Raw genomic sequence first — 21,893 nt, forward strand, 5'->3', positions numbered from 1 at the left:
TCCGGGGAAAGTATGATATATTGCCGAAAAAGGGAATGTGTGTTCTTGTTTTGAAAGAAAAAAAGAAACGAATCGCCGGCGCGCAGCCCCAAAAGTACCCAGACGTGAGATTTGCCGCGGTTTCCAGTATAATCTTAGCAACTCTTAACAACTCATAAAGCGAGGAGGCGCTTCAATGCTTGAACTGACCGCATCTTATATCGATTCGCTCGCTCCAAACGCCGCCGCCGTCAAGAACGGCCGGGGGCTGGTTGCCCAGAAAAAATTCGTCAAGCTGAACAAGTCCGAGGAAGGCGATCTGCTGTTCGGCGAATGCTCGGGCAGCGGCAAGTCCAATTACGTCTGCTCCGTCGACTTCGTCGCGCCGGACAATCCGGTATCGCGCTGTTCGTGCCCGAGCCGGCAGTTTCCGTGCAAGCACGCGCTCGGTCTGATGTATGCGTACGCGGACGGCCTGACGTTCGAAACGTCTTCGGTTCCCGAGGATATCTCGTCCAAGCGGGAGAAGGCGGAGAAACGCGAGGAAAACAAAGCCAAGAAAGCGACCGAAGAAGCGGACGCCAAGCCGAAGAAAGTCAACAAGAGCGCGCTCAAGAAAAAAGTAAGCCGGCAGCTCGAAGCGCTGGACGAGCTGGAGAAGCTGACGCTGTCGCTGGTGCGGGGCGGTCTGGGAACGGCGGACGCGCGCACGGCGAAGAACCTGAACGAGCACGCCAAGCGGCTCGGCAGCAGTTATTTGACGGGAGCGGAGAACGAGCTGCGGCGCCTCGCGCTGCTGCTGGAGAATGAAAGCGACCGGGAACGAAGCTATACATACGCGGCGGAGCAGCTGACGCTCCTGCACGCTTTTATCAAGAAAGGCCGATCGTATTTGCAGGCCAAGCTGGAAGATCCCGAGCTTGCGCCGGACAGCGAATCGACGATCGAAGAATGGCTGGGACACGCCTGGCAGCTGTCCGAACTCAAGGAAGCGGGACGGGTGAGCGAAGACGTGGAGCTGCTTCAACTCGCTTTTTACAGCTACAAAGACGACGCGCGCCGCGAATATATCGATACGGGCTTCTGGCTGGAGCTTGGCGGCGAAGCGATTCACCGCACCGTACAATACCGTCCGTTCAAAGCGGTCAAGCATATGAAACAGGAAGACAGCTTTTTCAACGTGGCGAAGATCGGCGAGCTGTATCGTTATCCCGGCGGCCTGAACGCCCGCGTGCGTTTCGAAGGCCTGCTGCCTCGCAAAACCGAGAGCGCCGATCTTCAAGCCGTCCGTTCCTCGGCCCGGTCTTCGATCGCCGACGCGGTCAAAGCGGTGAAAAACCAGCTCAAGGACCCGCTCGCCGACCGGGCGCCGGTCGTGCTGCTCAAAGCTTCCCGCATCGCGCAAACGGAAGACGGGGGATTCGCTCTCGTCGACGAAGCCGGCGATACGCTGGCGCTGGGCGACGTCTACCGGCTGCCGCAGGGCTCCACGTCCCTGCTTGCGCTGACGGAGTCTTCGCTGCTGGAAGACTGCTGCGTGCTGGCGATGTTCGAGCACCGGATGGACACCGGCAGGCTGGTCGCCCAGCCGCTGACGCTGATCCAGGGAGAACGGATTACACGGCTTCTGTACTGATTCTCATTCCGATAAACGAAAGGGGAGACGTTTATGAGCACGACTTTATTGCAGGAACTGCAGGGCGAACTGCGCCGGCTGTATATCGCGGGCAGCGATCTGGCGGCGGACGATTTCCGGCTGAAAAAAATGGAGCCCAAGCTCGCGCAGCTCGGGGAGCGCGCGCCGGTGTTCAAACGGATGGCGGAAGGCGTGGCGGCGCTGACCGGATCTGCGCAGCCGGAGGACCGCGCTTTGAAGCTTCAGGATCTGTCGCTGTTGATCAATTCGGTGCTGTCGACCCAGGGGACGACAGCACCGGAAGGAACCGTCCAGAACCGGGAAACGACCGACGGCGGACTGTCCGATCTGACGACGGTGCATTCGTACCGCCAGCTGGCCGAGGTGCAAAATGCGCTGTCCGATTCCGGCGGCGGCCGCTACGAGATCGTAAGATCGGCATACGATCAGGGGCTGTTCCGCGATCTGCGGCTGTTTCCGTTTGCGATTCGGGCGCTTGGCGATTCGTATTCGGAGATCGGGGATCTGGCCGCCCACAAGATTCTGCCCGCCTACGGCGCGGCTATTCTGCCTTATTTGCTGGACGGACTGAATATCCAGGGCGGCCGGGAAGAAGAACGCCGGCTGGAAGTCGTGCGCCGGCTCGGCGTCGGCGCGCAGGACAACCGTTCGCTGGATATTCTCGTCCGGGCCGCCGAGGAAGGCTCCGATAAAGTCCGCGCCGCGGCGATCGCTTGTCTGGGTTCGCATCCGTCGTTCGAAGACCGGCTGCTGGAATGGTCGCTGGACAAGAAGAAAACGGTGCGCGAAGGCGCTTATGCCGCGCTTGCGGCGCGCAATTCGGAAGCGGGACGGGACCGGCTGTACGAATCTTTTGTCGGCAAAGACGCTCTGGCGGCGGCCGAAGCGATCGGGAACGATCCTTCGCCGGAGATGATCGAACGGCTGTTGAAGCTGTATGAAGAGCGTCTGCGCAGCGGGTATACGGGCGAAGAAGACCGCAAAAGCAAAGACAAGCTCTGGAAAGATCTGGAGCCGTTCACGATCGCGTTTCGCCGGGCGGAGCATCCCGGGCTGGAACGGCTGTACCTGGACCTGGCCGAGCATCCGCCGCATTATCCGTCGCTGGGCCGGCTGGACGATGTGGAGCGCATGCGGATTCTGCATGCGGCCGCCGGGTATTTGAAAGACCTGGACACGCCGGACGCGCTGAGCGTATTGGAGCATATGGAGCAGGAAGATCCCCGTTTCCTGCCGTACGCGTTTCATGCCGCGAGACGACAGCTTGCGCCGGCCGAGGTGTACAATCGCTACGCCGGCAGCGGCTGGGGCAAGCTCAAGGCCGCCGTATCGCGTAAAGCCCAGGTCGTGCACAAGCAGCTGCTGGAGACGCTGCATGAAGAAGTTTACGTCTACAAAGGCTACGTCCGGCAGCGGCTGCCGCAGGAACAGATCGAGGCGGAGTGGGACCCCCGCTGGCTGGACTGGACAATCGAGCGCGACGATCTGGAGATGGTCGCGGCGCTGGCCGCTCCCGGCAGCCGGAAGCTGCTTCCGTATCTTAAACAGGCCGTAGAAACGACGAGCGGCAACTACAGGGGACACTATATTTTCATCGCGCTCGACGCCGGCGGATTCGACGAGGAGACGCGTTACGAGCTGCTGATGCGCTGGATGGAGAAGAAGGACTGGAAAAAGCTTTATACCGTCTACCATGACGAGACCCAGCGTCTGCTTCGTCTGCCCGACCGCTTTGCCGGCGAAGCGGCGGACCGCCTGGAGCCTTTGATCCGGGAAACGCGCTTTGCGGGCATCAAGGAAGAGATGGAAGAGATTATTCACTCGCTTCGCCGCCGGGCATCTTCGGTGTAACGAATAACGAATAACGAATCCGCAATCGAGAGGAGAATGAATCAATGGCCGCAGTCAATGCAAGCACGCAGGATACGATGAGACTTCCGGCGGAGCAGCTGTACCGGGACGAAATCGAGGCGCTGAAAAAAGAAGAAAAGGGCTCGATTCCGCCCGGCTGGCAGATGTCGCCGCGCTCCGTACTGACCTTCCTGACCGGAGGCAAAGCCGGCAAGCTGGACATCACGCCCAAATACATCGGCAACAAGCGGCTGGTCGAAATGGCGATCGCCACGCTGGTCACGGACCGCGCGCTGCTGCTGATCGGCGAGCCGGGCACCGCGAAGTCCTGGCTGTCGGAGAATCTGGCCGCCGCGGTCTGCGGCGATTCGGGTCTCGTCGTGCAGGGCACGGCCGGTACCAGCGAGGAACAGGTGCGCTACTCGTGGAACTACGCCATGCTGCTGGCGAACGGACCGACGCCCGAGGCGCTGGTGCGCAGCCCGATCATGCGGGCGATGGAAGGCGGCAGCATCGCCCGGTTCGAAGAAATCTCGCGCTGCGCCTCCGAGGTGCAGGACGCGCTGATCTCCATCCTGTCCGAGAAGACCGTCTCGGTGCCGGAACTCGGCAGCGAGACGAGCGCGCGCAAAGGCTTCTCGATCATCGCGACGGCGAATACGCGCGACCGCGGCGTCAACGAGATGTCGGCGGCGCTCAAGCGGCGCTTCAACATCATCGTGCTGCCGGCTCCGTCGGATCTCGACACGGAGCTGTCCATCGTCAAGAAGCGGGTAAGCGAGATCGCCGCTTCGTATCAGCTCCAGGCTTCGCCGCCGGCCGACGAAGCGCTGCTCAAGGTCGTGACGATCTTCCGCGAGCTGCGCAGCGGCATGACGCTGGACCGCAAAGAAAAGCTTAAATCGCCGGCCGGCGTGATCTCGACGGCCGAAGCGATCTCGCTGCTGACCAACAGCATGGCGCTGGCCGCAAGCTTCGGCAGCGGCAAGCTGACGGACGAAGACCTGGCGGCCGGGCTGCAGGGCGCGATCGTCAAAGACGACGACAAGGACAAGCTGGTATGGAAAGAGTACCTGGACAACGTCATGAAGAAACGGGGATCGGAGTGGCGCGGATTGTATCGGGCGTGCACGGAGATGAACGAGTGAAGACGGCGGAGGACGTCCAAGTCTCCGTATTCGGCGTCCGGCACCTGTCCCCCGGCGGTGCCCGCCATCTGCTGGAATACCTGGACCGCGTGCAGCCGACGGCCGTGCTGATCGAAGGACCGTCCGACGCGACGGACATGATCGGCGATCTGGTCCATCCTTCGACGGTGCCGCCGGTGGCGGTGCTTGCCTTCACCGACGACATGCCCGTGCGCACGGCGCTGTGGCCGTTCGCCGTGTATTCACCGGAGCTTCAGGCGATGAGATGGGCGGCGAAGCACCGCGCGCTGTGCCAGCTGATCGACCTGCCGTCCGGCGCGGCGCTGGCTTTGCAGGACCTGCGGCGGCGAAGCGAAGAAGAGCGGAGCGGACGCAAAGGCGGCGCGGAAGAAGCGGCGCCGGATAGCGCGGCTGCCGGAGAGGAAGCCGCCGCGGACCGGGCGGACGAAGCCGAAGGCGGGAGCGGACTGCCGGCTTCCGGCGAGACCCCGGCCGCCGAACCGGAAGGCGAAGAAGAGCTGGAGCCCGGCGGCGCGGGCGGGCGCTCGGTATACGAGCGGATCGCCGAACTGGCCGGCGAGCACGATTACGAGACGTACTGGGAACGTCATTACGAGCACAACGCCAACCCGGATACGTACCGGGAATCCATCCTGGCTTTCTCCGCCGAGATGCGGTCGCTCGGCGAAGAGCGCGAGCGCGCCGAGCAGCCGCAGGAGCACGCGTACAACCATGTGCGCGAAGCGTATATGCGGCGGCGGATTCTGGCCGCGGTCGAAGCCGGGCACGATCCGGAGAAGATCGTAGTCGTCTGCGGCGCGTACCACGCCGCCGCGCTGGAGCGTCCGGCCGGCGGCGCCATGACGGACGAGGAGCTGGCCGCGCTGCCTTCGCGCGGCTCGAAGCTGACGCTGATGCCGTATTCGTATTACCGGCTGTCCAGCCTGTCCGGTTACGGCGCGGGCAACGGCGCGCCGCATTACTTCCAGCTGATGTGGGAAGCGATCGAGGCCGGCAAGCCGGACGAGCTGCCGCGGCTGTATCTGTCGACGGCGGCGCGGAATCTGCGGGCCGCGGGCACGCACCGCTCCACGGCCGAAGTGATCGAGGCCGTGCGGCTGGCCGAAGGGCTGGCTTCGCTGCACGGCGGCAGCGCGCCGACGCTGCTGGAACTGCGCGACGCCGCGCAGACGCTGCTCGGGCGCGGCGAGCTGTCGGTCGTGGCCGAATCTCTGGCCCGGGTCGATATCGGGACCGAGATCGGCAGCCTGGCCGAAGGCGTCAGCCAGACGCCGCTCCAGGACGACCTGAACCGCGAGCTGAAGCGGCTCAAGCTGACCAGGTACAAAACGGCCGTCGCGACCGACCTGTCGCTCGACCTGCGGGAGAATCGCCGCGTGTCGTCGGAGGAAGCGGCGTTTCTCGACCTGAATCGTTCGTTTCTGTTCCACCGGCTGGCGCTGCTGGAGATCCCGTTCGTCCATGCGAAGCCGGGCGGCGGCGAGCGGGCGATCTGGGCGGAGGACTGGGTGATCCAGTGGACGCCCGAAGCCGAGATCCGCGTCGTCGAATCGACGCTGCTCGGCGAGACGATCGAAGTCGCCTGCGCGTACAAGCTGCGCGAGAAGCTGGAAGCCTGCGCCTCCATCGCGCAGGCATCCGCGCTGATCGGCGTCGCCGTGCGCTGCGGCATGACGGCGCAGATGGAAGACGGCCGGCGCGTGCTTCAGGCGCTGGCGGCCGACAGCCGCGACGTGGCACAGATCGCCGCGGCCGCTGCTTCCCTGGCGGGCGTTATCGCCTACGGCGATATCCGGCGCGCCGATACCGCGCCGCTCGTGCCGCTGCTGGAGCAGCTGTTCTACCGCGGCTGCTTGTATTTGTCCGACGCGGCGAACTGCAGCGACGAAGCGGCCTACGGCATGGTCGACGCGATGAGCGACCTGAACCGGATCGCGCAGGAGCATGACGATGCGGTGGACGCGCCGCTCTGGGCGCAGGAATTGAGCGGTCTGTCCGAGCGCGACGACCGCAATCCCAAGCTGTCCGGCTTTGCCTGCGCGCTGCTGCTGGAGCGCGGCGAGATGGACGCCCAGCGCTGCGCCGAGGAAGTGTCGCGGCGCTTGTCGCCGGGTATTCCGGCCGATCTGGGCGCCGGCTGGTTCGAAGGATTGTCCATGCGCAACCGCTACGCGCTGCTGTCGCGCATGAGTCTGTGGGAACAGCTGAACGACTATATCAATTCGCTGGACAACGACGAGTTCAAGCGGGCGCTCGTGTTCCTGCGGCGGGCGTTCAGCTCGTTCTCGCCGCACGAGAAAACGATGATCGCCGAAACGCTGGGCGAGCTGTGGGGCGTAAGCGGCGAGCAGGCCGCGGAAATTCTGACCGGGGACTTGAAGGAGGAAGAGGACAAGATGCTGGACGAATTGAACGATTTCGACTTTGGGGACTTTTGATATGGACAATACGGACAAGAAGCAGGAATATTCGACGTCCCGCTGGCGGCTGATTCTGGGCGAAGCGGCGCAGCAGCCGCTGGAGAACATGAACGGCGCAGGCGGACTGCGGCTGACGGAAGAAGAAGCCGTCATGGACGCGGCGCTGGCGGCGATCTACGACGAAACGACCGACGGAAGCCCGTCCGCCGGCGGCTCGGGCCGGGGCTCCGGCAGCGGTTCGGGCGGCCGGGGAGCGGGAAGCGGCAGAGGCTCGGTCAATCTGTCGCGCTGGCTCGGCGACGTGCGCAATCTCTTCTCCGAGGATGTGGTCTCGATTATCCAGAACGACGCGATCGAGCGCCGGGGCTGGAAGCAGCTGCTGTTCGAGCCCGAGCTGCTGGCGTCGGTCAAGCCGGATATCCAGATGGTCGGCACGCTGATGGCGCTCAAAGGCAAGATTCCCGAGAAAACCAAAGACACGGCGCGCCAGCTCGTCAAAGCGGTCGTGGACGAACTGATGATGCGCATGAAAGAAGACATGCAGCGGGCCGTCACCGGCGCGCTGAACAAGCGGCAGCACACGCCGCTGCCGTCGCTCAGCGGCCTCGACTGGAAGCGGACCATCCAGCGCAATCTCAAACACTACGACACGGAGCGGAAAATCCTGATTCCCGAGCGCTTCTACTACTTCGACCGGGCGCGGCGCAGCAAGGAATGGACGGTCATTCTCGATATCGACCAGAGCGGTTCGATGGCCGATTCGGTGATCTGGGCGTCGGTCACGGGCGCGATCTTCGCCAGTATGCCGGCGCTCGATACGCGGGTCGTGGTGTTCGATACGGAAGTGGTCGACCTGACGAAGCAGTGCGCGAACGATCCCGTCGATATGCTGTTCGGCATCCAGCTCGGCGGCGGGACCGACATCAACAAATCGGTCGCGTACTGCGAGAATTTTATCGAGGACCCCAAGAAAACGCTGTTTATCATGATTACCGACCTGTACGAAGGCGGCAATCAGTCGGCGCTGGTGCGGCGGATGCGCGAGATGCGCGAATCCGGCGTGCGCACGCTCTGCCTGCTGGCGCTGTCCGACGGCGGACGCCCGTTCTACGACGAGCGGTTGGCGCGGCAGCTGTCACGGGACGGGACGCCCTGCTTCGCCTGCACGCCGGGCATGCTGCCGGAACTGGTGGCCGGAGCGCTCCAGGGCCGCGATATGAGCGAACTGGCGAAGAAGCTGACGTCGGAAAAAGGATAACGAAAGCTTACGGGTTCAGTCAGGACCGCCGAAGGCCGCGGATGCGGCCGCGGCGGTCTTTGCGTTACAATGGAAACAGCGAACGCCGACGGGTCAACCGGAAAGGAGCATTCAGCATGAACGTACACAAAACGAGCCTGCCCGCGCAAACGCTCGGCGGCTTTATCAAATCGCGGCGGGAGCGCCTTCAGCCCGCGGCGGCGGGGATCGACCCGCTGCCGGGCCGGCGCAGAACGCCGGGGCTGCGGCGCGAAGAAGTCGCGTATCTCGCCAATATGAGCGTGACTTATTACACCTGGCTCGAACAGGGGAGGGATGTGCATCCGTCGCCGGAAGTGCTGCGCGGCATCGGGACGGCGCTGCAAATGAGCCGCGACGAGCTGCGGCACCTGTTCGATCTGGCGGAAGCCGCCGAACCGGACCCGCTCGGGTCCGGGAGCGGCACGTCCGTCCGGGCGCAGACGGCAGCCGACGTCCCCGCTTTCTTGCAGGGCGTGATCGACAGCCTGCCTTATCCTTCGATCGTCACCGGAGAACTGACCGATCTGCTGATCTGGAACCGGGCCGCGGAGCTGGTCATGGGCGATTTCGATACCGCCTCGTCGGAGCGGCCCAATATGATGCGCCTGATCTTCACGGACCCGGTGTACCGCGAGCGGCTGGTCAATGCGGCAGAATTCGCCGCTTACAGCGTCGGTATCGCGCGCGGCGAATACGAACGCAACGCGGACAAGCCGGGTTACCGGGAAATCCTCGACCGGCTGCTGAGCGAGAGCGAGGTCTTCGCCGAACTGTGGGAGAAGCATGAAATCCGGCAAAAAAGGGTGGAAGTGGCCCGCTACCGCCTGCCGGGAACCGGCCTGCTGGAGTTCCAAACGCATTCGGCGGGCGAGATCGACGGCCGTCCCGATCTGCACTGGTGTTTGTTCGTTCCCGTGCCCGGAAGCGGAACGGAAGAGAAAATGCGCGAGCTGCTGAACCGGTAAATTTCAATCCGCGTTCCCCGCCAGAAAGCGTCTATTCCGCTTCTTCCGGCACGATTACGCACACATGCGAAGGCAGAATATGCAGCTCGATCGGCAGTTCCGGGCCCGTTTCCCCGTCCACGTTGGTTTTGACCGGTTCGGCCGAAGAAACGCGAATTTTTTTGGAAGTAAAGTACTCCACGTCTTTGTGGTCTTTCAGATTGCCCTGGAGCAGCGAGACCCCGGCTGTCAGCGTATTGAAAAAGTTAAGGTCGTGCAGGATGAATCCGTGCAGCAGGCCGTCGTCGACGGATGCGTCGGGCGCCAGCTTCTCGAAGCCCCCGACGGAATTGGTCAGCGCGGCGATAAAGATCGGCGCCTGGCCTTCCCATGTCCCGCCGTCGTGCTCGATCATAAGCGACGCGGCCGAATTGCCGAGCAGTTCTTTGACGCCTTCGCGGAAATAGGCGAACGCGCCCAGCTTCGATTTGTCTTCGGACGAGACGGAAGACAGCGCGTCGGCCAGCGAACCGGCGGCGACCACATTCGCGAATAAACGGTCGTTGATGCGCGCCATATCCACCCTTTTCAGCCGGCTGGAAGCCAGCGTGCGAATCGCCTGCTCGGGATCGAGCGGAATCTCTAACGCCCGCGCGAAATCGTTGACCGTTCCAAGCGGCACTACGCCGAGATTCGGCCGGTGCGGCTGGTCCAGCATTCCGTTGATCGTTTCGTGCAGCGTGCCGTCCCCGCCGATCGATACCACCAGATCGAATTTGTCCTGACACGCGCCGATGCAGAAATTCGTCGCGTCCAGTTCTTTGGTCGTCTCGTTGACTACGACATCGTAGCCTGCTTCGTCCCGCAGCACGTCCTCCACTTTTCGAACATATTCCAGCGCCCTCTCTTTGCCCGAGGACGGATTCATAATAATCATCGCCTGCTTCACGGATCGTCTCCTCCGATTTTCGTTTTGAAAAACGTTAAATTGCATGTATGCCCTATCTTTACCCAAAAAACGGCAGCGAATTGACGCGCGGAAGCGTCGATTTTATACTGATTACAGATGAACAAAGGAGCGGAGGCCGCTTGCCTGGCGGTGTCCGCTTGTTTTTTGCTCAAACGACGTTAAATAAAGAAAGGGGAGAGGCGGCTTGAACGGAAGCGAAAAATCGCTGCAAGAAAGAATCGAAACGCATATCGCCGAGCTGGAGCGCTTTACGGCGACGCCGGGACGAGGGACGACGCGGCTGACCTACAGCCCGCAGGATCTGGGCGCGCGTGCTTACCTCAAGGAACGGATGCGGGAGTACGGACTGGACGTGCGGGAAGACGGCTTCGGCAACCTGTTCGGCAAAAGGGAAGGAACGATCGAGGGAGCGCCGTCGGTGCTGATCGGGTCGCATTTCGATTCCGTGCCGAACGGCGGCGCGTACGACGGTCCGGCCGGCGTAATCGCGGGGCTCGAAGTGGCGAGGCTGTTTGCGGAAAACGGAACGCGGCACGCGTATCCGCTCGAAGTGTTCGCGCTGATCGAGGAAGAAGGCGCGCGGTTTCCCGGCGGATTGATGGGCTCGCGCGCCATGCTCGGCGTGCTGAGCAAGGAAGAGTTTGCGCGGCAGACCGACAAGGACGGGGTAACGACGATCGAAGCGATGCGGGCGGCCGGACTCGATCCGTCGCTGCCGGGCCGACGCGAGCAGGGCAGCATCAAAGCGTATCTGGAGCTGCATATCGAGCAGGGTCCGCTGCTAGAAGACAGCGGCATTCCGGTCGGCGTCGTCGACGCGATCGTCGGACTGGCGCAGGTGCAGATCACGGTGAAAGGCCGGGCCGGACACGCGGGTACCACGCCGATGAACCGCCGCTCGGACGCGCTGGTCGCGGCATCGCGGATCGTCGCGCAGCTGCCGGACGCCGCCGAAGGCGAAGAAGAAAGCACCGTGGTGACGGTCGGGCGTTTGAACGTGTTCCCGAACGGCGCAAACGTAATTCCCGACCGGGTGGTGTTCACGGTGGATCTGCGCTCGGGCGCGGAAGAGCATGTGCGCAGCGTCCTGGCCAAAACGAAAGAACTGGCGCTGGCCGCGGCCGGAGACGGCATCGAAGTGGAGATCGAAGACCAGCTCTACATCGCGCCGAAGCGGATGGACGAGTCGGTTCGCGCGCTGCTGCGGGAAAAAAGCGGCGCTCTCGGCATCGCGCACCGGCCGATCAGCAGCGGAGCCGGGCACGACGCGATGATCTTCGCCGATTTCACCGCCGCGGGCATGCTGTTTGTGCCGAGCCGTGACGGCCTCAGCCACTGCCCGGAGGAATGGACCGACGCCGCGCATATCGCGGACGCGGTGCGCATTTTCCACGAAGCCGCCAGAGCGCTGACGGAAGCGGAATAAGGCGCGGCTGCGATAATCGAACAAATCAAATGAACAGAAACGGGGAAAATATAGGATGAACGAACTGCCGAACTGCCCGGTATGCGGGTCCGCATACACGTATGAAGACGGAAATATGCTGGTATGCCCGGAATGCGCGCACGAATGGGTGCCGGGAGCGGAAGAATCCGGCGCCGGCGACGGGGAAAAAGTGGTCCGCGACGCCAACGGAAACGTGCTGCGGGACGGGGACAGCGTTACTGTGATCAAAGACCTTAAAGTCAAAGGCAGCTCCTCCGTGCTCAAGATCGGAACGAAGGTCAAAAATATCCGACTGGTCGACGGCGACCACGATATCGACTGCAAAATCGACGGCTTCGGCGCGATGAAATTGAAATCGGAGTTTGTGCGGAAAGCTTAGCGTTCGAGCGGGATCGAGCAGGCTGCCTGCCTTCGGAAAAGTTCCTTGTACAGTCGCTTGTCTCACTCCTATAGTAGGCTTTCGTTCGTTTGAATGACACACGGTTTAGGTGCGATTCAAACGGACGAAACCGAACATCGATTTGAGACAAGTCGCATCGAACGAAAATTCAGCCAAATCCGCTTCCTTCGAGGTTTGAAGACACGCCGTAGGGCATGTCTTCAAACCTACTGAAGTGCATCTTTAGCCGCCTTTTCGCCCTCTGCTGCGTCACTTTCCCTTGACGTGCCCCGGCACGCCTTCGGAAAAGTTCCTTGCATCGAACGAAAATCCAGCCAAATCTGCTTCCTTCGAGGTTTGAAGACACGCCCTAGAGAAAGAAGGAACATTCTTAATGGACAATTCGCTGTATACCGGAGCGAATCCGGGACCGGACGAATACCGGAGCCGGCTCAAAGCCGACTGCGAACGCTGCTTCGGCCTGTGCTGCGCGGCTCTGCCGTTTGCGAAGTCGGTCGATTTCGCCATAGACAAGGCGGCGGGCGAACCGTGCCGGAATCTGCAGGGCGATTATCGCTGCGGCATCCATACGGAGCTGCGCGAGCGCGGCTTTCGCGGCTGCACGGTGTACGACTGCCTCGGCGCGGGACAGAAGGTCTCGCAGCTGACCTTCGCCGGCGTCGACTGGCGCGAGCGGCCGGAAACGGCCGCAACCATGTTCGCGGCGCTGCCGATCGTCTGGCAGCTCCACGAACTGATGCTGTATCTGGAGGAGCTGCTCGGCCGCGCGGCGGCCTCGCCGCTCCACGCCCGGCTGCGGGAAGCGCTCGAAGAGACCGAGCGCTTCTCGCGGCTCGCCCCCGACGCTCTGCTTGAGCTGAGCGTTTCCGCGCAGCGCGCGCGGGTGAACGGGCTGCTGCTGGAAGGCAGCGAGCTCGTTCGCGCCGAAGCGAAGCGCCGCCTGCCCGCGGCGGGCGGCGCCGGGGAATCGCGCGGAACGTCGTCTCCGCGCGGGGGCAAAGCCGGCGGCCGCAGGTCCGGCCGCCGCATGACCATCGGCCGCGGAGCCGACCTGATGGGCGCCGATCTGCGCGGCGAAGACCTGCGCGCCGCCAATCTGCGCGGAGCGTACCTGATCGCGGCCGATCTGCGCGGCCGCAGCCTGGAAGCCGCCGACTTGATCGGCGCCGACTTCCGCGACGCGAACCTGTCCGGCGCGGACCTGCGCGCCAGCCTGTTCCTCACGCAGATGCAGGTCAACGCGGCGCGGGGCGACGCGTCGACGCAGCTGCCTTCGGGTCTGTCGCGGCCGGAACACTGGCCGGCGATCCTTCGCTGAATCGCGGCGGGCCGCAGCTGCGGAAGCGGCCGCTGCCGCTTCAAGACGTACCGCCATGCAGCGGCCTTCCGGAGGTATACTCGCAGGCTCGGGCGGCGCAGACAAAGCCCCTTCGGGTTCGCGCGCGCAGACCGATCCGAATTTCGGCCGCTTTTTGAATGAACGCTATCTGGAACTGGGCCGCGCCGTCGGCGAACTTGCGGAAGAAGCGGGAACCGCGCCCGGCACGCTGTCCCTGTCCTGGCTGCTTCGCCGCCCGGCCGTTTCCACCGTGATCGTCGGCGCGACGAAGCCCGAACAGGTAGAACAGAATTTGTGCAGTGTCGGGCTGCGTCCGGACGCCGCGCTGCTGGAGAAGCTCGACGAGATCAGGGCGCCGTTCCGGGACGGGGAACCGTTTGCCGTGTACCATCGGTTGAGCTGAAGAATGATGCAGATCCGCAGCAATTTCGGCTTTTTTTTCGAAAAAACCGGCGATTGCTGCGGATGCGCATCAATTTTTTCGACTCGCCGTCTTTTTTGGGCCATACTGCGTTTTTCGGCGGTAATTTGCTGCGGATTTGCATCAATCTTCCGCCGGCCTGTTCAAACAGCCCCAATTGCTGCCGATTCGCAGCAATCGCCGCGAAGAAGTGTTTGTATGTCAGAAACTATCGATCAAGCATCTCCTCAATCGCGCCGATCTCTGCTTGTTCGCGCCTTTCTCCGTCTGTCCCTGCCGCGCTTTACCCTATTCCTTCCGGCTTCGCCGCGCCCGGTTTCGTATTTCGCCAACATCGGTCGGCCGCTGCTTCTCTGTCCATCCTTAATTGATATCCCTTTTCTTTGTGCAAATGCCCAATACATTTCGTCTTTCCATCAATATCTTTTCCCGCCGATGAAAGCCTATACTGAAAGCGTGTTCAAGCTTGCTTGTCAATGACGATTCGTCGAAACGCCGCGCAACGGCGGCAGTATGCGATTGGTGGGAGGATGCAAGATGGATGGACTGACAATCAGCTGGATCGGGGCGTTAATCGGGCTTGCCCTGGCGATTATTCTGATCCTGCGGAAGCTTAATCCGGTGTACGCGCTGTTTCTGGGCGCAATTGTAGGCGCTTTAATCGGAGGCGCGAATCTAGAAGAGACGGTCAGCGTGCTCGTAAACGGCACGCAGAGCGTCATGGGCACGGTGCTGCGGGTGCTGGCGGCGGGCGTGCTGGCCGGCGTCATGATGGAGTCCGGCGCGGCGGAAACGATCGCCCAGGCCATCGTCCGCAAATTCGGCGGCAGCCGGGCGATTCTCGCGCTGTCGCTGGCGACCATGATTATTACGGCGGTGGGCGTGTTTATCCCGGTCGCCGTGCTGATCGTCGCGCCGATCGCCCTGTCGGTCGGCAATAAGATGGGCATCTCGAAAGTAGCGCTGCTGCTGGCTCTGTCGGGCGGCGGCAAAGCGGGCAATATCATCTCGCCGAACCCGAATACGATCGCGGCGGCGCGCGGCTTCGATCTCGATCTGAGCCGGGTGATGCTGGCGGGGCTGGTGCCGGCGCTGTGCGGTCTGGCCGTAACGGTGCTCGTCGCTTCGCTGCTCAAGAACAAAGGGATCAAAGTCGCCGACAACGAGATTCCCGGCGGCGAAGTCGATATGTCGAAGTATCCGCCGCTCGGCCGGGCGATCGTGGCTCCTCTGGTCGCGGTCGTGCTGCTGATGATCAACCCGATCGGTTCCATTTCGGGCATCCAGGCGCTGGCGAGCTTCAAAGTGGACGCGATGTACATCCTGCCGCTGGCCGGCATTATCGGGATGCTGGCGATGCGGCAGGGCGGCAAGATTCTGCAATATACGTCGTCGGGCCTTAGCAAAATGACCGCGACCGTGCTGATCCTGATCGGCGCCGGCGGCATCGCGGGGCTGATCTCGGCTTCCGATCTGTCGTCGCAGGTGGTATCGCTGATCGAAGCTTCCGGCATCTCCGGCACGTTCCTCGCGCCGATTTCCGGTATCCTGATGGCGGCGGCGACCGCTTCGACTTCGACGGGCGTCATCTTGGCGACCGGCTCGTTCGGCGAAGCGATCCTGAACATGGGCACGGCTCCGCTGGCGGCGGCCGTTATGGTGCACACCGGCGCGACCGTAATCGATTCGCTGCCGCAGGGCAACTATTTCCACGTTACGGCCGACGCGATGAAGATGACCATCCGCCAGCGGATGGGCCTTATCCCTTACGAAGCGATCGTGGGCGGCACGATGACGATTGTCGCCACGATTCTGTACGGTTTTATTTTTTAAAAGTTATGATGATTTCTGGATAAGCAAACGATTAACGGAAACGGAGTGATTCGATGAGCGGCAAAACATTTCTGCTGGCCCCCGACTCCTTCAAGGAGAGCATGACGGCGAAGGAAGTCTGTATCGCGATGGAAAAAGGGCTGCGCCGTGTTTACCCGGACGCCGAATTTATCCACGTCCCGATGGCCGACGGCGGCGAAGGCACGGTGCAGTCGCTGGTCGACGCTTCCGGCGGCAGCCTGCATACGAAAGAAGTCACGGGTCCGCTGGGACAGCCGGTGACGGCGAGTTTCGGACTGCTGGGCGACGGCGAAACGGCGGCGATCGAGATGGCGTCGGCGAGCGGGATTCATTTGGTGACCAAAGAAACGAAGAACCCGCTGGTCACGACGACCTACGGCACCGGCGAGCTGATTCGCGAATGCCTGGACCGCGGCGTGCGCCGCATCCTGATCGGCATTGGCGGCAGCGCGACCAACGACGGCGGCGCGGGCATGGCGGAAGCGCTCGGCGCGAAGTTTCTGGACGAGAACGGTAAAGAGATTCCGCGCGGCGGCGGCGGATTGTCCCGGTTGAACACGATCGATACGTCGGGACTGGATGCGCGCTTGAGCGAAGTCGAGATTGTCGTCGCCTGCGACGTGACCAATCCGCTGTGCGGCGGGCAGGGAGCGTCGGCGGTGTTCGGTCCGCAAAAAGGCGCGACGCCGGAGATGGTCGGCACGCTCGACGCGAATCTGGCGCATTACGCGGAAACGATCCGGAAGCAGCTGGGCCGCGATGTGCGCGAGGTGCCCGGAGCGGGCGCGGCGGGCGGACTCGGCGCGGGGCTCTTGGTGTTTACCCGTTCCGAGCTGCGCCGCGGCGTGGAGATCGTGCTCGACTATACGCAGCTCGAACGCAAAGCGGCGGCGGTCGATCTGGTCTTCACCGGGGAAGGCGGCATCGACTTCCAGACGCAGTTCGGCAAGACTCCGCACGGCGTCGCCGCCGCGGCCAAACGCGCCGGGAAGAAAGTGATCGCGGTCGCCGGTTACATCGGGGACGGGATCGACAAGCTGTACGAGGAAGGCATCGACGCCGTGTTCGGCATCGTGCCGGGCGCGGGCGAGCTGCCGGACCTGCTGGCGGCGGGACCCGAGAACGTGGCACGCACGTGCGAGAATATCGCGCGCGTATTGAAGTTCGCGGATTGAGCATCGGATGTTAAACGGAAAAGACCGGACCCTTCGCTTTCGGTCGAGCCGTAAAAAGCTTGCTTTTTAACTATGGATGTTTTAAGTTGAACGTAACAGTATTTCATACTCGCGAAGAACGCGGACGAACTTTTCCTGTGAGGGAGAAGGACGTCCGCGTTTTGTTGTTTTTCCGGTGAATGCAGGAAGACTAATTCTTGCGGTTGGTGAAAATTAGGTCTTTTCTAAAACAAGCAACCGAGAGACAATGAATAATATGGATTTCTTTAGGAATAAAAATTAAATACAACCAAAAAGAGGAGTGTCTAAAGATGAGCAAGAGCTACGGAAAGGTTCTAGGAATGATGTTGGCAGCGGCATTGACAGTAAGCGGGATTGGGGAAGCCTCGCCTTCGGCCTACGCGGCAAAGAGCGATTTCTCCGATATCAAACCGGCCCATTGGGCGGCTGGCGCTATTCAGAAAGCCGTCGATAAAGGCTACGTGAACGGCTACACCAACGGCACGTTCAAACCCGACGCCAGTGTCAGCCGCGCGGAATTCGTGAAGATGGTCGTATCGGCTCTGAATCTCGACGCGCCGGCCGCATCCGGAAAATGGTACGTCCCGTATGTCGATGCCGCGACCCAAGCCGGTCTGTATGCCGGCGCTGATTTTTCGAACAACGACGCCGGCTGGAACAAAGTCATGACGCGCGACGAAATGGCTCGGGTCGCAGCCCGGGCGATCGGCGAGAAAACCGGCGAGTCCGACAAATGGATGTATCTCGCAACGAAATCCGGCCTGATCCAAGGCGTCGGCAAAGCGCAGCTCGCACCGGAAGGTCTGACGACCCGTGCACAGGCCGTCGTGATTATCGAACGAATTCTGAAAGCAAACGCTGGCGATAAGCTGGCGGCCGATCGCTACGCAGTCGGCGCAGCCGAAATTCTGTGGCACGGGACGAACATCTTCACAGTGATGCCGGAGAAATTCGTTACGCCGGAATCGGATTGGAAAAGCGAAGGTAAAAGTTCGATCGAAGAAATGTGGAACGAAAAGAAGATGGTCTTCACGTCCAAAGACGGTCAATATCAAGGTAAACTCGATGCTTTGGTCGCAATCGATCTGGCTGATCCGAACGATCCGAATCGTGGGCTGCTCGGCAATATCGACACTTTGAAATGGTACAACAACGGAGCCAGCACAAAAGACCTGTTTGTCAAAGACAACAAAAATTCGTATGTACTGTACTTTAAAGGCCAACCGGCATTCAATAAAAATCCAGATAAATACGGTGCTCAAAAAGAATTGCAATTCAACCTTCAAGGTTTTCATAACACAGACATGCAGTCTTTCTTTGCTGGTAAACTCAATCAGACTGCCCGTATTTATCGCAACCGGTCCCTACCTTCGGATATCCCAGCCGTGATTATCCCCAAAACCGGCACGATGCAAAATGGGCACAACATCGAAATCGTTCTGCAAGTTCCGATCGGCGGCAGCGAATTCAAAGAAAGTGAGCTGCTCAGTCTTCGAGGTATTCAATAATGCATGCAAACCGGCAACGAAAAAAGAAATTTACGTTTGTTGGACTCACTGCACTTCTCCTTGCGTGCAGTGTGTTGGGTGTTTTTTTTCCTATAGGCAGTCAGGTCGAAGCCGCACCGGTCAAAAAAGAGCTCAGTTACATCGGATCGGACGCACCCACAACACATCCGAGCAAAAAGGCGTTAATGTTTGGGAAAACACCCAAAGCGTCTACTACAACGATCAATGAAAATGCAGGGACAGGAAACAAAATTCAAAAAATCGTATTTTACAAAGGCAACCAGCAGGTTAAAACAGTTGAAGTCAATGCCCAAAGCTACGCCGGAACCCAAACGTTTGATGGCGAAAAAATCGAAGTCGTTTCTAAAGATAACAACGCCGCGGGCTCTTGGATGGCCTGGACCCGTACTATCGGGCAGGGCTGGATCGCTGACGGGCAGGGCGGCACCTGGGACGCCTACGGAAACATAACCGTCCCCAAAGAACCGATTGGCGGAACAGATTATTTAACCGTGCCGGGTAAACAAATTCGAATGACTATCAAATATTCAAGATCCAAAGAATTTGAAACGACCGTAGATGGGTCAAAACTCACCTTCCCTAAAACCTTCCTGGATGATCGGACCGCGATCGTGCAGGCCAACAATCCGCAGTTGCTGCCAAATGCAAAAGTTGAAGTGGATTATACCCAAGAAGTAAAAACAGGTGATCTTAAATTAACCGGTGATGTTGATATGAAAGGTACAGCGCATCCGTCAACACAAATCGAATCCATTCTCGTCGGGCTTATGCCGAAAGAAACGCCGGGTGCAACACGGGATCTGGATTTCGCCGCAATTACCTTCACCCAAGATCACGATGAACGCGGCAATCCAAAATACTATACCAAAAAAGGACCTGACGACGAAATGGTCCCGTACAAAGATAATAATCCAAATGCGCAGGCTATGGCCTTTTACTACGCCGCTTACAAATTTACTGTAACAACGTTCACCTACCAATATCCTGATCATTACTGGGTCTACACCGAAGCGGATACGCACGAACCCGAACCGCCTCGCGGCGAGTGTTCGACGCAAAACGGCCGCACGATGGAAGGACAGAAAATGATCCCTGAAGCCAGCGCCGTAATCAAAGCCGATCAGCGGGACCGGGAGATCTTCGATGTGCTGCAAGGGATTCCAACATCGGAAAGTCTATACGGGAATGTTTTGGCCAACAGTTATTTGCATCAGTACAAATACCAGGAGAAGCTTACTGCATGCACCTACGATATTACCGTAACCAAAACGTATAATCTGGTCTGGTATGAAGAAACGCCGACAACCAAACCGGACGGGACACCGGGTCCTCCGGAACGTGTCGAACAGCGAAGCAGCGAAACCCGGGATTATCCGGCACATCTCGAGCGTAACGGCTCGTATTGGGTCGTCGATAAACTGGGCGTCTATCAAATCGATAACGCTGTCTTGCAAAACTATGCGTTCAGCGGCGAACAAATCACGCTTACACCGAGCGGGTATACCCCGCCTAATCTTACACTGACCCGAAAAGGAAACGCCGTCGGGGATCCCGGACCGGGTAACTGGGCAGACTCCGAAACGCTAACCGGCACTACCTCACCGCCGGAAATTCCGAATGAACAAATTCGATATACGAGTGAGACCAGCGCTAAAATCAAAGAAATCAAAGTCAATAACGATCGGCTGACCTTCAACGGCCAGGTTCTTATGGATGATGCCGTAGTCGATAAAAAAACACAGGAACCAAAAGCCGTGCCGGACCCGCAAAAAACAAGCCGGGACGTGCTGTACAGTCCCAACCACATGATTCCAAACACCAAAACCAACCGATACGCCGCAGCCAGCATGGGTGCGCTCACGTACAAAGGCGTCAGCGCCAATTACAACGCGCCGGCCGGCGACACGTACCCGATTCCAAATATCAACCCGGTCACCGTACATACACCGGTCGTCAACTATTCCTCGGCATCCGACGATGCCGCACATAACCAGAAAACTACGCCTAATTACAGCCGTACAGCCTTTATCCTGGATCGGCCGTTTACAATCACGATGCCTACCAGTGGACAGCACGCGAACTATCCGGGTTACGGCAGTCGCGATTATGCAAAATACTTCCGCGCCAAACAGGTTCGTTTCCCGTTTGATGTCTATACCGCCGACCAATCGACGTTCTATCCCAAAGACACCTGGATCGATATTCCGATCAGTCAGCTCGATACGACGTTCTTCCTCCCGGTCTGGGTCGACGAAGGCGACTACAAGGTGTATTTCCGCAATATCGCCGAAAACGCGCCGGACAATCTGCCGTACCAGCAGGATGCCAATCTGGATCTGAACAACCATGCCGCAGTCGACACCGTAGACGTGGAAGTGATCGGCCGGCTGTACGATTTCCACATCACCGATATCGCCGATTACAATTGGGAACGTGTTTTCCGCACCATGGAAGGCAGCGCGACGCACACCGGCAGTACCTACTGGACCGGGCTGCTCGGCATCGACGGCGATGCGCGCGGCAGCGCCGCTCCGTTCACGCTCCCGATCCTGCCGGGCAGCAATCCGCTCCAGGGAATGAAGAATATCGCGGTCAAGACCGGCTACCACGTCAAGTTCGACCTGAAAACGAAAGGGAATATGTTCGGCAAGCAGGACGGAATCCGCATCACGCCGAGCTTCACTTTCGTCAGCAGGGACGGCAAAACCCAAACGCCGGTCGATCTGTATTACAACGACGATCATCGGACGTTCATCCAGGTCGGTTCGCCGGAAGATACGCAGGAGCGCTATGTCATTCTGAACGATCGGCTGCGCAATGTGCCGGAAGAGGAAATGACCGATACGGCGCGGTACAAATACGAGCACGATTACGGCTTTGCGGAAATGAACGGGGTGAGCCGGGAGGTATATATCGGCGATTATATTCATCGTTTCGCCAAGCTCAAAACGCCGGTCGGCGGCTTCGATCTGCTGCTGCTCCCCGAGCAGATCCGCACATTGATCGGGCCGAAAAGCCATCTGCCGGCGTCGGTCGATTACGCTCGCGCAAACGCGGCGGTGCAGAAATGGTACGGGGAATACAGTCTGCCGGGCGATCCTTATGTGGTGGCGAAAGGCACCAACCTGGCCGAATACGGCCGGACGCACCGCGGACTGACCAAGCGCGACCCGATTTTCCTGCGCGACGGCTATATTATTTTGAACTTCAATATCGAAAGCATCCAAAACGGCGACCTCGCAGATCCGCATTTGCAGTACATCAACGCGCCGCTGATGAACCAGTGGAGCCTGGAAGGGTTCAAGCGCAGCGTCAATGATTCGTGGGGAAACGCGTTTTCGCTAAAAGACGGAGATATCGTATTCTTCAACGCCGATAAGTCTTATAAAGACGACTTTGAAGTTCAGGTTCCGCATTAAATCTGTAAGCGGATCGGCC

16 protein-coding genes are annotated in these 21,893 nt (G+C 60.2%); 15 read left to right on the forward strand and 1 reads right to left on the reverse strand.

Translation table 11 applies throughout. The annotated features are described in order from the left end of the window. Positions 1–175 precede the first annotated feature (175 nt). The 6 genes from QWJ34_RS08835 (at position 176) to QWJ34_RS08860 (ending at position 9,320) form a co-directional block, all read left to right on the forward strand. On the forward strand, positions 176–1,615 hold the full coding sequence (locus tag QWJ34_RS08835) for an SWIM zinc finger family protein (RefSeq protein ID WP_302727036.1): 1,440 nt from the start codon (positions 176–178) through the stop codon (positions 1,613–1,615). 33 nt (positions 1,616–1,648) lie between these two features. Further along, positions 1,649–3,487, forward strand: coding sequence for a HEAT repeat domain-containing protein (locus QWJ34_RS08840; protein WP_302727038.1), 1,839 nt, complete (start codon positions 1,649–1,651; stop codon positions 3,485–3,487). Between the two features lie 44 nt (positions 3,488–3,531). Next, positions 3,532–4,635: an AAA family ATPase gene (locus QWJ34_RS08845; protein ID WP_302727040.1), complete on the forward strand. Its 1,104-nt coding sequence runs from the start codon at positions 3,532–3,534 to the stop codon at positions 4,633–4,635. Further along, positions 4,632–7,094: a DUF5682 family protein gene (locus tag QWJ34_RS08850; protein WP_483314256.1), complete on the forward strand. Its 2,463-nt coding sequence runs from the start codon at positions 4,632–4,634 to the stop codon at positions 7,092–7,094. Before QWJ34_RS08845 ends, QWJ34_RS08850 begins: the two co-directional genes overlap by 4 nt. Before the next feature lies 1 nt (position 7,095). Then, positions 7,096–8,334 (forward strand): VWA domain-containing protein, encoded by a 1,239-nt coding sequence (locus tag QWJ34_RS08855; RefSeq protein WP_302727043.1) that lies wholly within the window; start codon positions 7,096–7,098, stop codon positions 8,332–8,334. Positions 8,335–8,450: 116 nt separating this feature from the next. Beyond that, the gene (locus tag QWJ34_RS08860) at positions 8,451–9,320 is read left to right on the forward strand and encodes a helix-turn-helix transcriptional regulator (protein ID WP_302727044.1); all 870 of its coding nucleotides are present in this window, start codon (positions 8,451–8,453) and stop codon (positions 9,318–9,320) included. A gap of 31 nt (positions 9,321–9,351) precedes the next feature. Here the strand turns inward: QWJ34_RS08860 and QWJ34_RS08865 are convergent, their stop codons facing one another. Continuing rightward, on the reverse strand, positions 9,352–10,248 hold the full coding sequence (locus QWJ34_RS08865) for a diacylglycerol/lipid kinase family protein (protein WP_302727046.1): 897 nt from the start codon (positions 10,246–10,248) through the stop codon (positions 9,352–9,354). 205 nt (positions 10,249–10,453) lie between these two features. Between QWJ34_RS08865 and QWJ34_RS08870 the strand changes: the two genes are divergently transcribed. The 9 genes from QWJ34_RS08870 (at position 10,454) to QWJ34_RS08910 (ending at position 21,874) form a co-directional block, all read left to right on the forward strand. Next, a complete protein-coding gene (locus tag QWJ34_RS08870; protein ID WP_302727048.1) occupies positions 10,454–11,695 on the forward strand; it encodes a Zn-dependent hydrolase in 1,242 nt (413 codons plus the stop codon). Between the two features lie 55 nt (positions 11,696–11,750). Beyond that, positions 11,751–12,095 (forward strand): zinc ribbon domain-containing protein YjdM, encoded by a 345-nt coding sequence (locus QWJ34_RS08875; protein ID WP_302727050.1) that lies wholly within the window; start codon positions 11,751–11,753, stop codon positions 12,093–12,095. Positions 12,096–12,489: 394 nt separating this feature from the next. Next, positions 12,490–13,434 (forward strand): pentapeptide repeat-containing protein, encoded by a 945-nt coding sequence (locus tag QWJ34_RS08880; RefSeq protein ID WP_302727052.1) that lies wholly within the window; start codon positions 12,490–12,492, stop codon positions 13,432–13,434. A gap of 55 nt (positions 13,435–13,489) precedes the next feature. Continuing rightward, complete coding sequence (locus tag QWJ34_RS08885; protein ID WP_302727053.1) at positions 13,490–13,858, forward strand: aldo/keto reductase; 369 nt, start codon at positions 13,490–13,492, stop codon at positions 13,856–13,858. A 3-nt stretch (positions 13,859–13,861) separates the two neighbouring features. Then, on the forward strand, positions 13,862–14,356 hold the full coding sequence (locus tag QWJ34_RS08890) for a hypothetical protein (RefSeq protein ID WP_302727055.1): 495 nt from the start codon (positions 13,862–13,864) through the stop codon (positions 14,354–14,356). Between the two features lie 57 nt (positions 14,357–14,413). Then, entirely contained in the window at positions 14,414–15,709 is a 1,296-nt protein-coding gene (locus QWJ34_RS08895) for a GntP family permease (RefSeq protein ID WP_302727057.1), read from the forward strand. 53 nt (positions 15,710–15,762) lie between these two features. After that, a complete protein-coding gene (locus QWJ34_RS08900; RefSeq protein WP_302727059.1) occupies positions 15,763–16,905 on the forward strand; it encodes a glycerate kinase family protein in 1,143 nt (380 codons plus the stop codon). A 311-nt stretch (positions 16,906–17,216) separates the two neighbouring features. Beyond that, positions 17,217–18,434, forward strand: coding sequence for an S-layer homology domain-containing protein (locus tag QWJ34_RS08905; RefSeq protein WP_302727061.1), 1,218 nt, complete (start codon positions 17,217–17,219; stop codon positions 18,432–18,434). After that, positions 18,434–21,874 (forward strand): DUF5704 domain-containing protein, encoded by a 3,441-nt coding sequence (locus QWJ34_RS08910; RefSeq protein ID WP_302727063.1) that lies wholly within the window; start codon positions 18,434–18,436, stop codon positions 21,872–21,874. The genes QWJ34_RS08905 and QWJ34_RS08910 overlap by 1 nt, the downstream gene beginning before the upstream one ends. Positions 21,875–21,893 lie beyond the last annotated feature (19 nt).

This window comes from Saccharibacillus sp. CPCC 101409 (assembly GCF_030518235.1).
Lineage (GTDB): Bacteria > Bacillota > Bacilli > Paenibacillales > Paenibacillaceae > Saccharibacillus.

Bases quoted from the DNA above. Each gene is read 5' to 3' on its own strand.
- QWJ34_RS08905 (WP_302727061.1), top strand. From the start codon at position 17,217: ATGAGCAAGAGCTACGGAAAGGTTCTAGGAATGATGTTGGCAGCGGCA.
- QWJ34_RS08910 (WP_302727063.1), top strand. From the start codon at position 18,434: ATGCATGCAAACCGGCAACGAAAAAAGAAATTTACGTTTGTTGGACTC.
- QWJ34_RS08885 (WP_302727053.1), top strand. From the start codon at position 13,490: ATGCAGCGGCCTTCCGGAGGTATACTCGCAGGCTCGGGCGGCGCAGAC.
- QWJ34_RS08860 (WP_302727044.1), top strand. From the start codon at position 8,451: ATGAACGTACACAAAACGAGCCTGCCCGCGCAAACGCTCGGCGGCTTT.
- QWJ34_RS08895 (WP_302727057.1), top strand. From the start codon at position 14,414: ATGGATGGACTGACAATCAGCTGGATCGGGGCGTTAATCGGGCTTGCC.
- QWJ34_RS08840 (WP_302727038.1), top strand. From the start codon at position 1,649: ATGAGCACGACTTTATTGCAGGAACTGCAGGGCGAACTGCGCCGGCTG.
- QWJ34_RS08835 (WP_302727036.1), top strand. From the start codon at position 176: ATGCTTGAACTGACCGCATCTTATATCGATTCGCTCGCTCCAAACGCC.
- QWJ34_RS08845 (WP_302727040.1), top strand. From the start codon at position 3,532: ATGGCCGCAGTCAATGCAAGCACGCAGGATACGATGAGACTTCCGGCG.
- QWJ34_RS08875 (WP_302727050.1), top strand. From the start codon at position 11,751: ATGAACGAACTGCCGAACTGCCCGGTATGCGGGTCCGCATACACGTAT.
- QWJ34_RS08890 (WP_302727055.1), top strand. From the start codon at position 13,862: ATGATGCAGATCCGCAGCAATTTCGGCTTTTTTTTCGAAAAAACCGGC.
- QWJ34_RS08855 (WP_302727043.1), top strand. From the start codon at position 7,096: ATGGACAATACGGACAAGAAGCAGGAATATTCGACGTCCCGCTGGCGG.
- QWJ34_RS08880 (WP_302727052.1), top strand. From the start codon at position 12,490: ATGGACAATTCGCTGTATACCGGAGCGAATCCGGGACCGGACGAATAC.
- QWJ34_RS08900 (WP_302727059.1), top strand. From the start codon at position 15,763: ATGAGCGGCAAAACATTTCTGCTGGCCCCCGACTCCTTCAAGGAGAGC.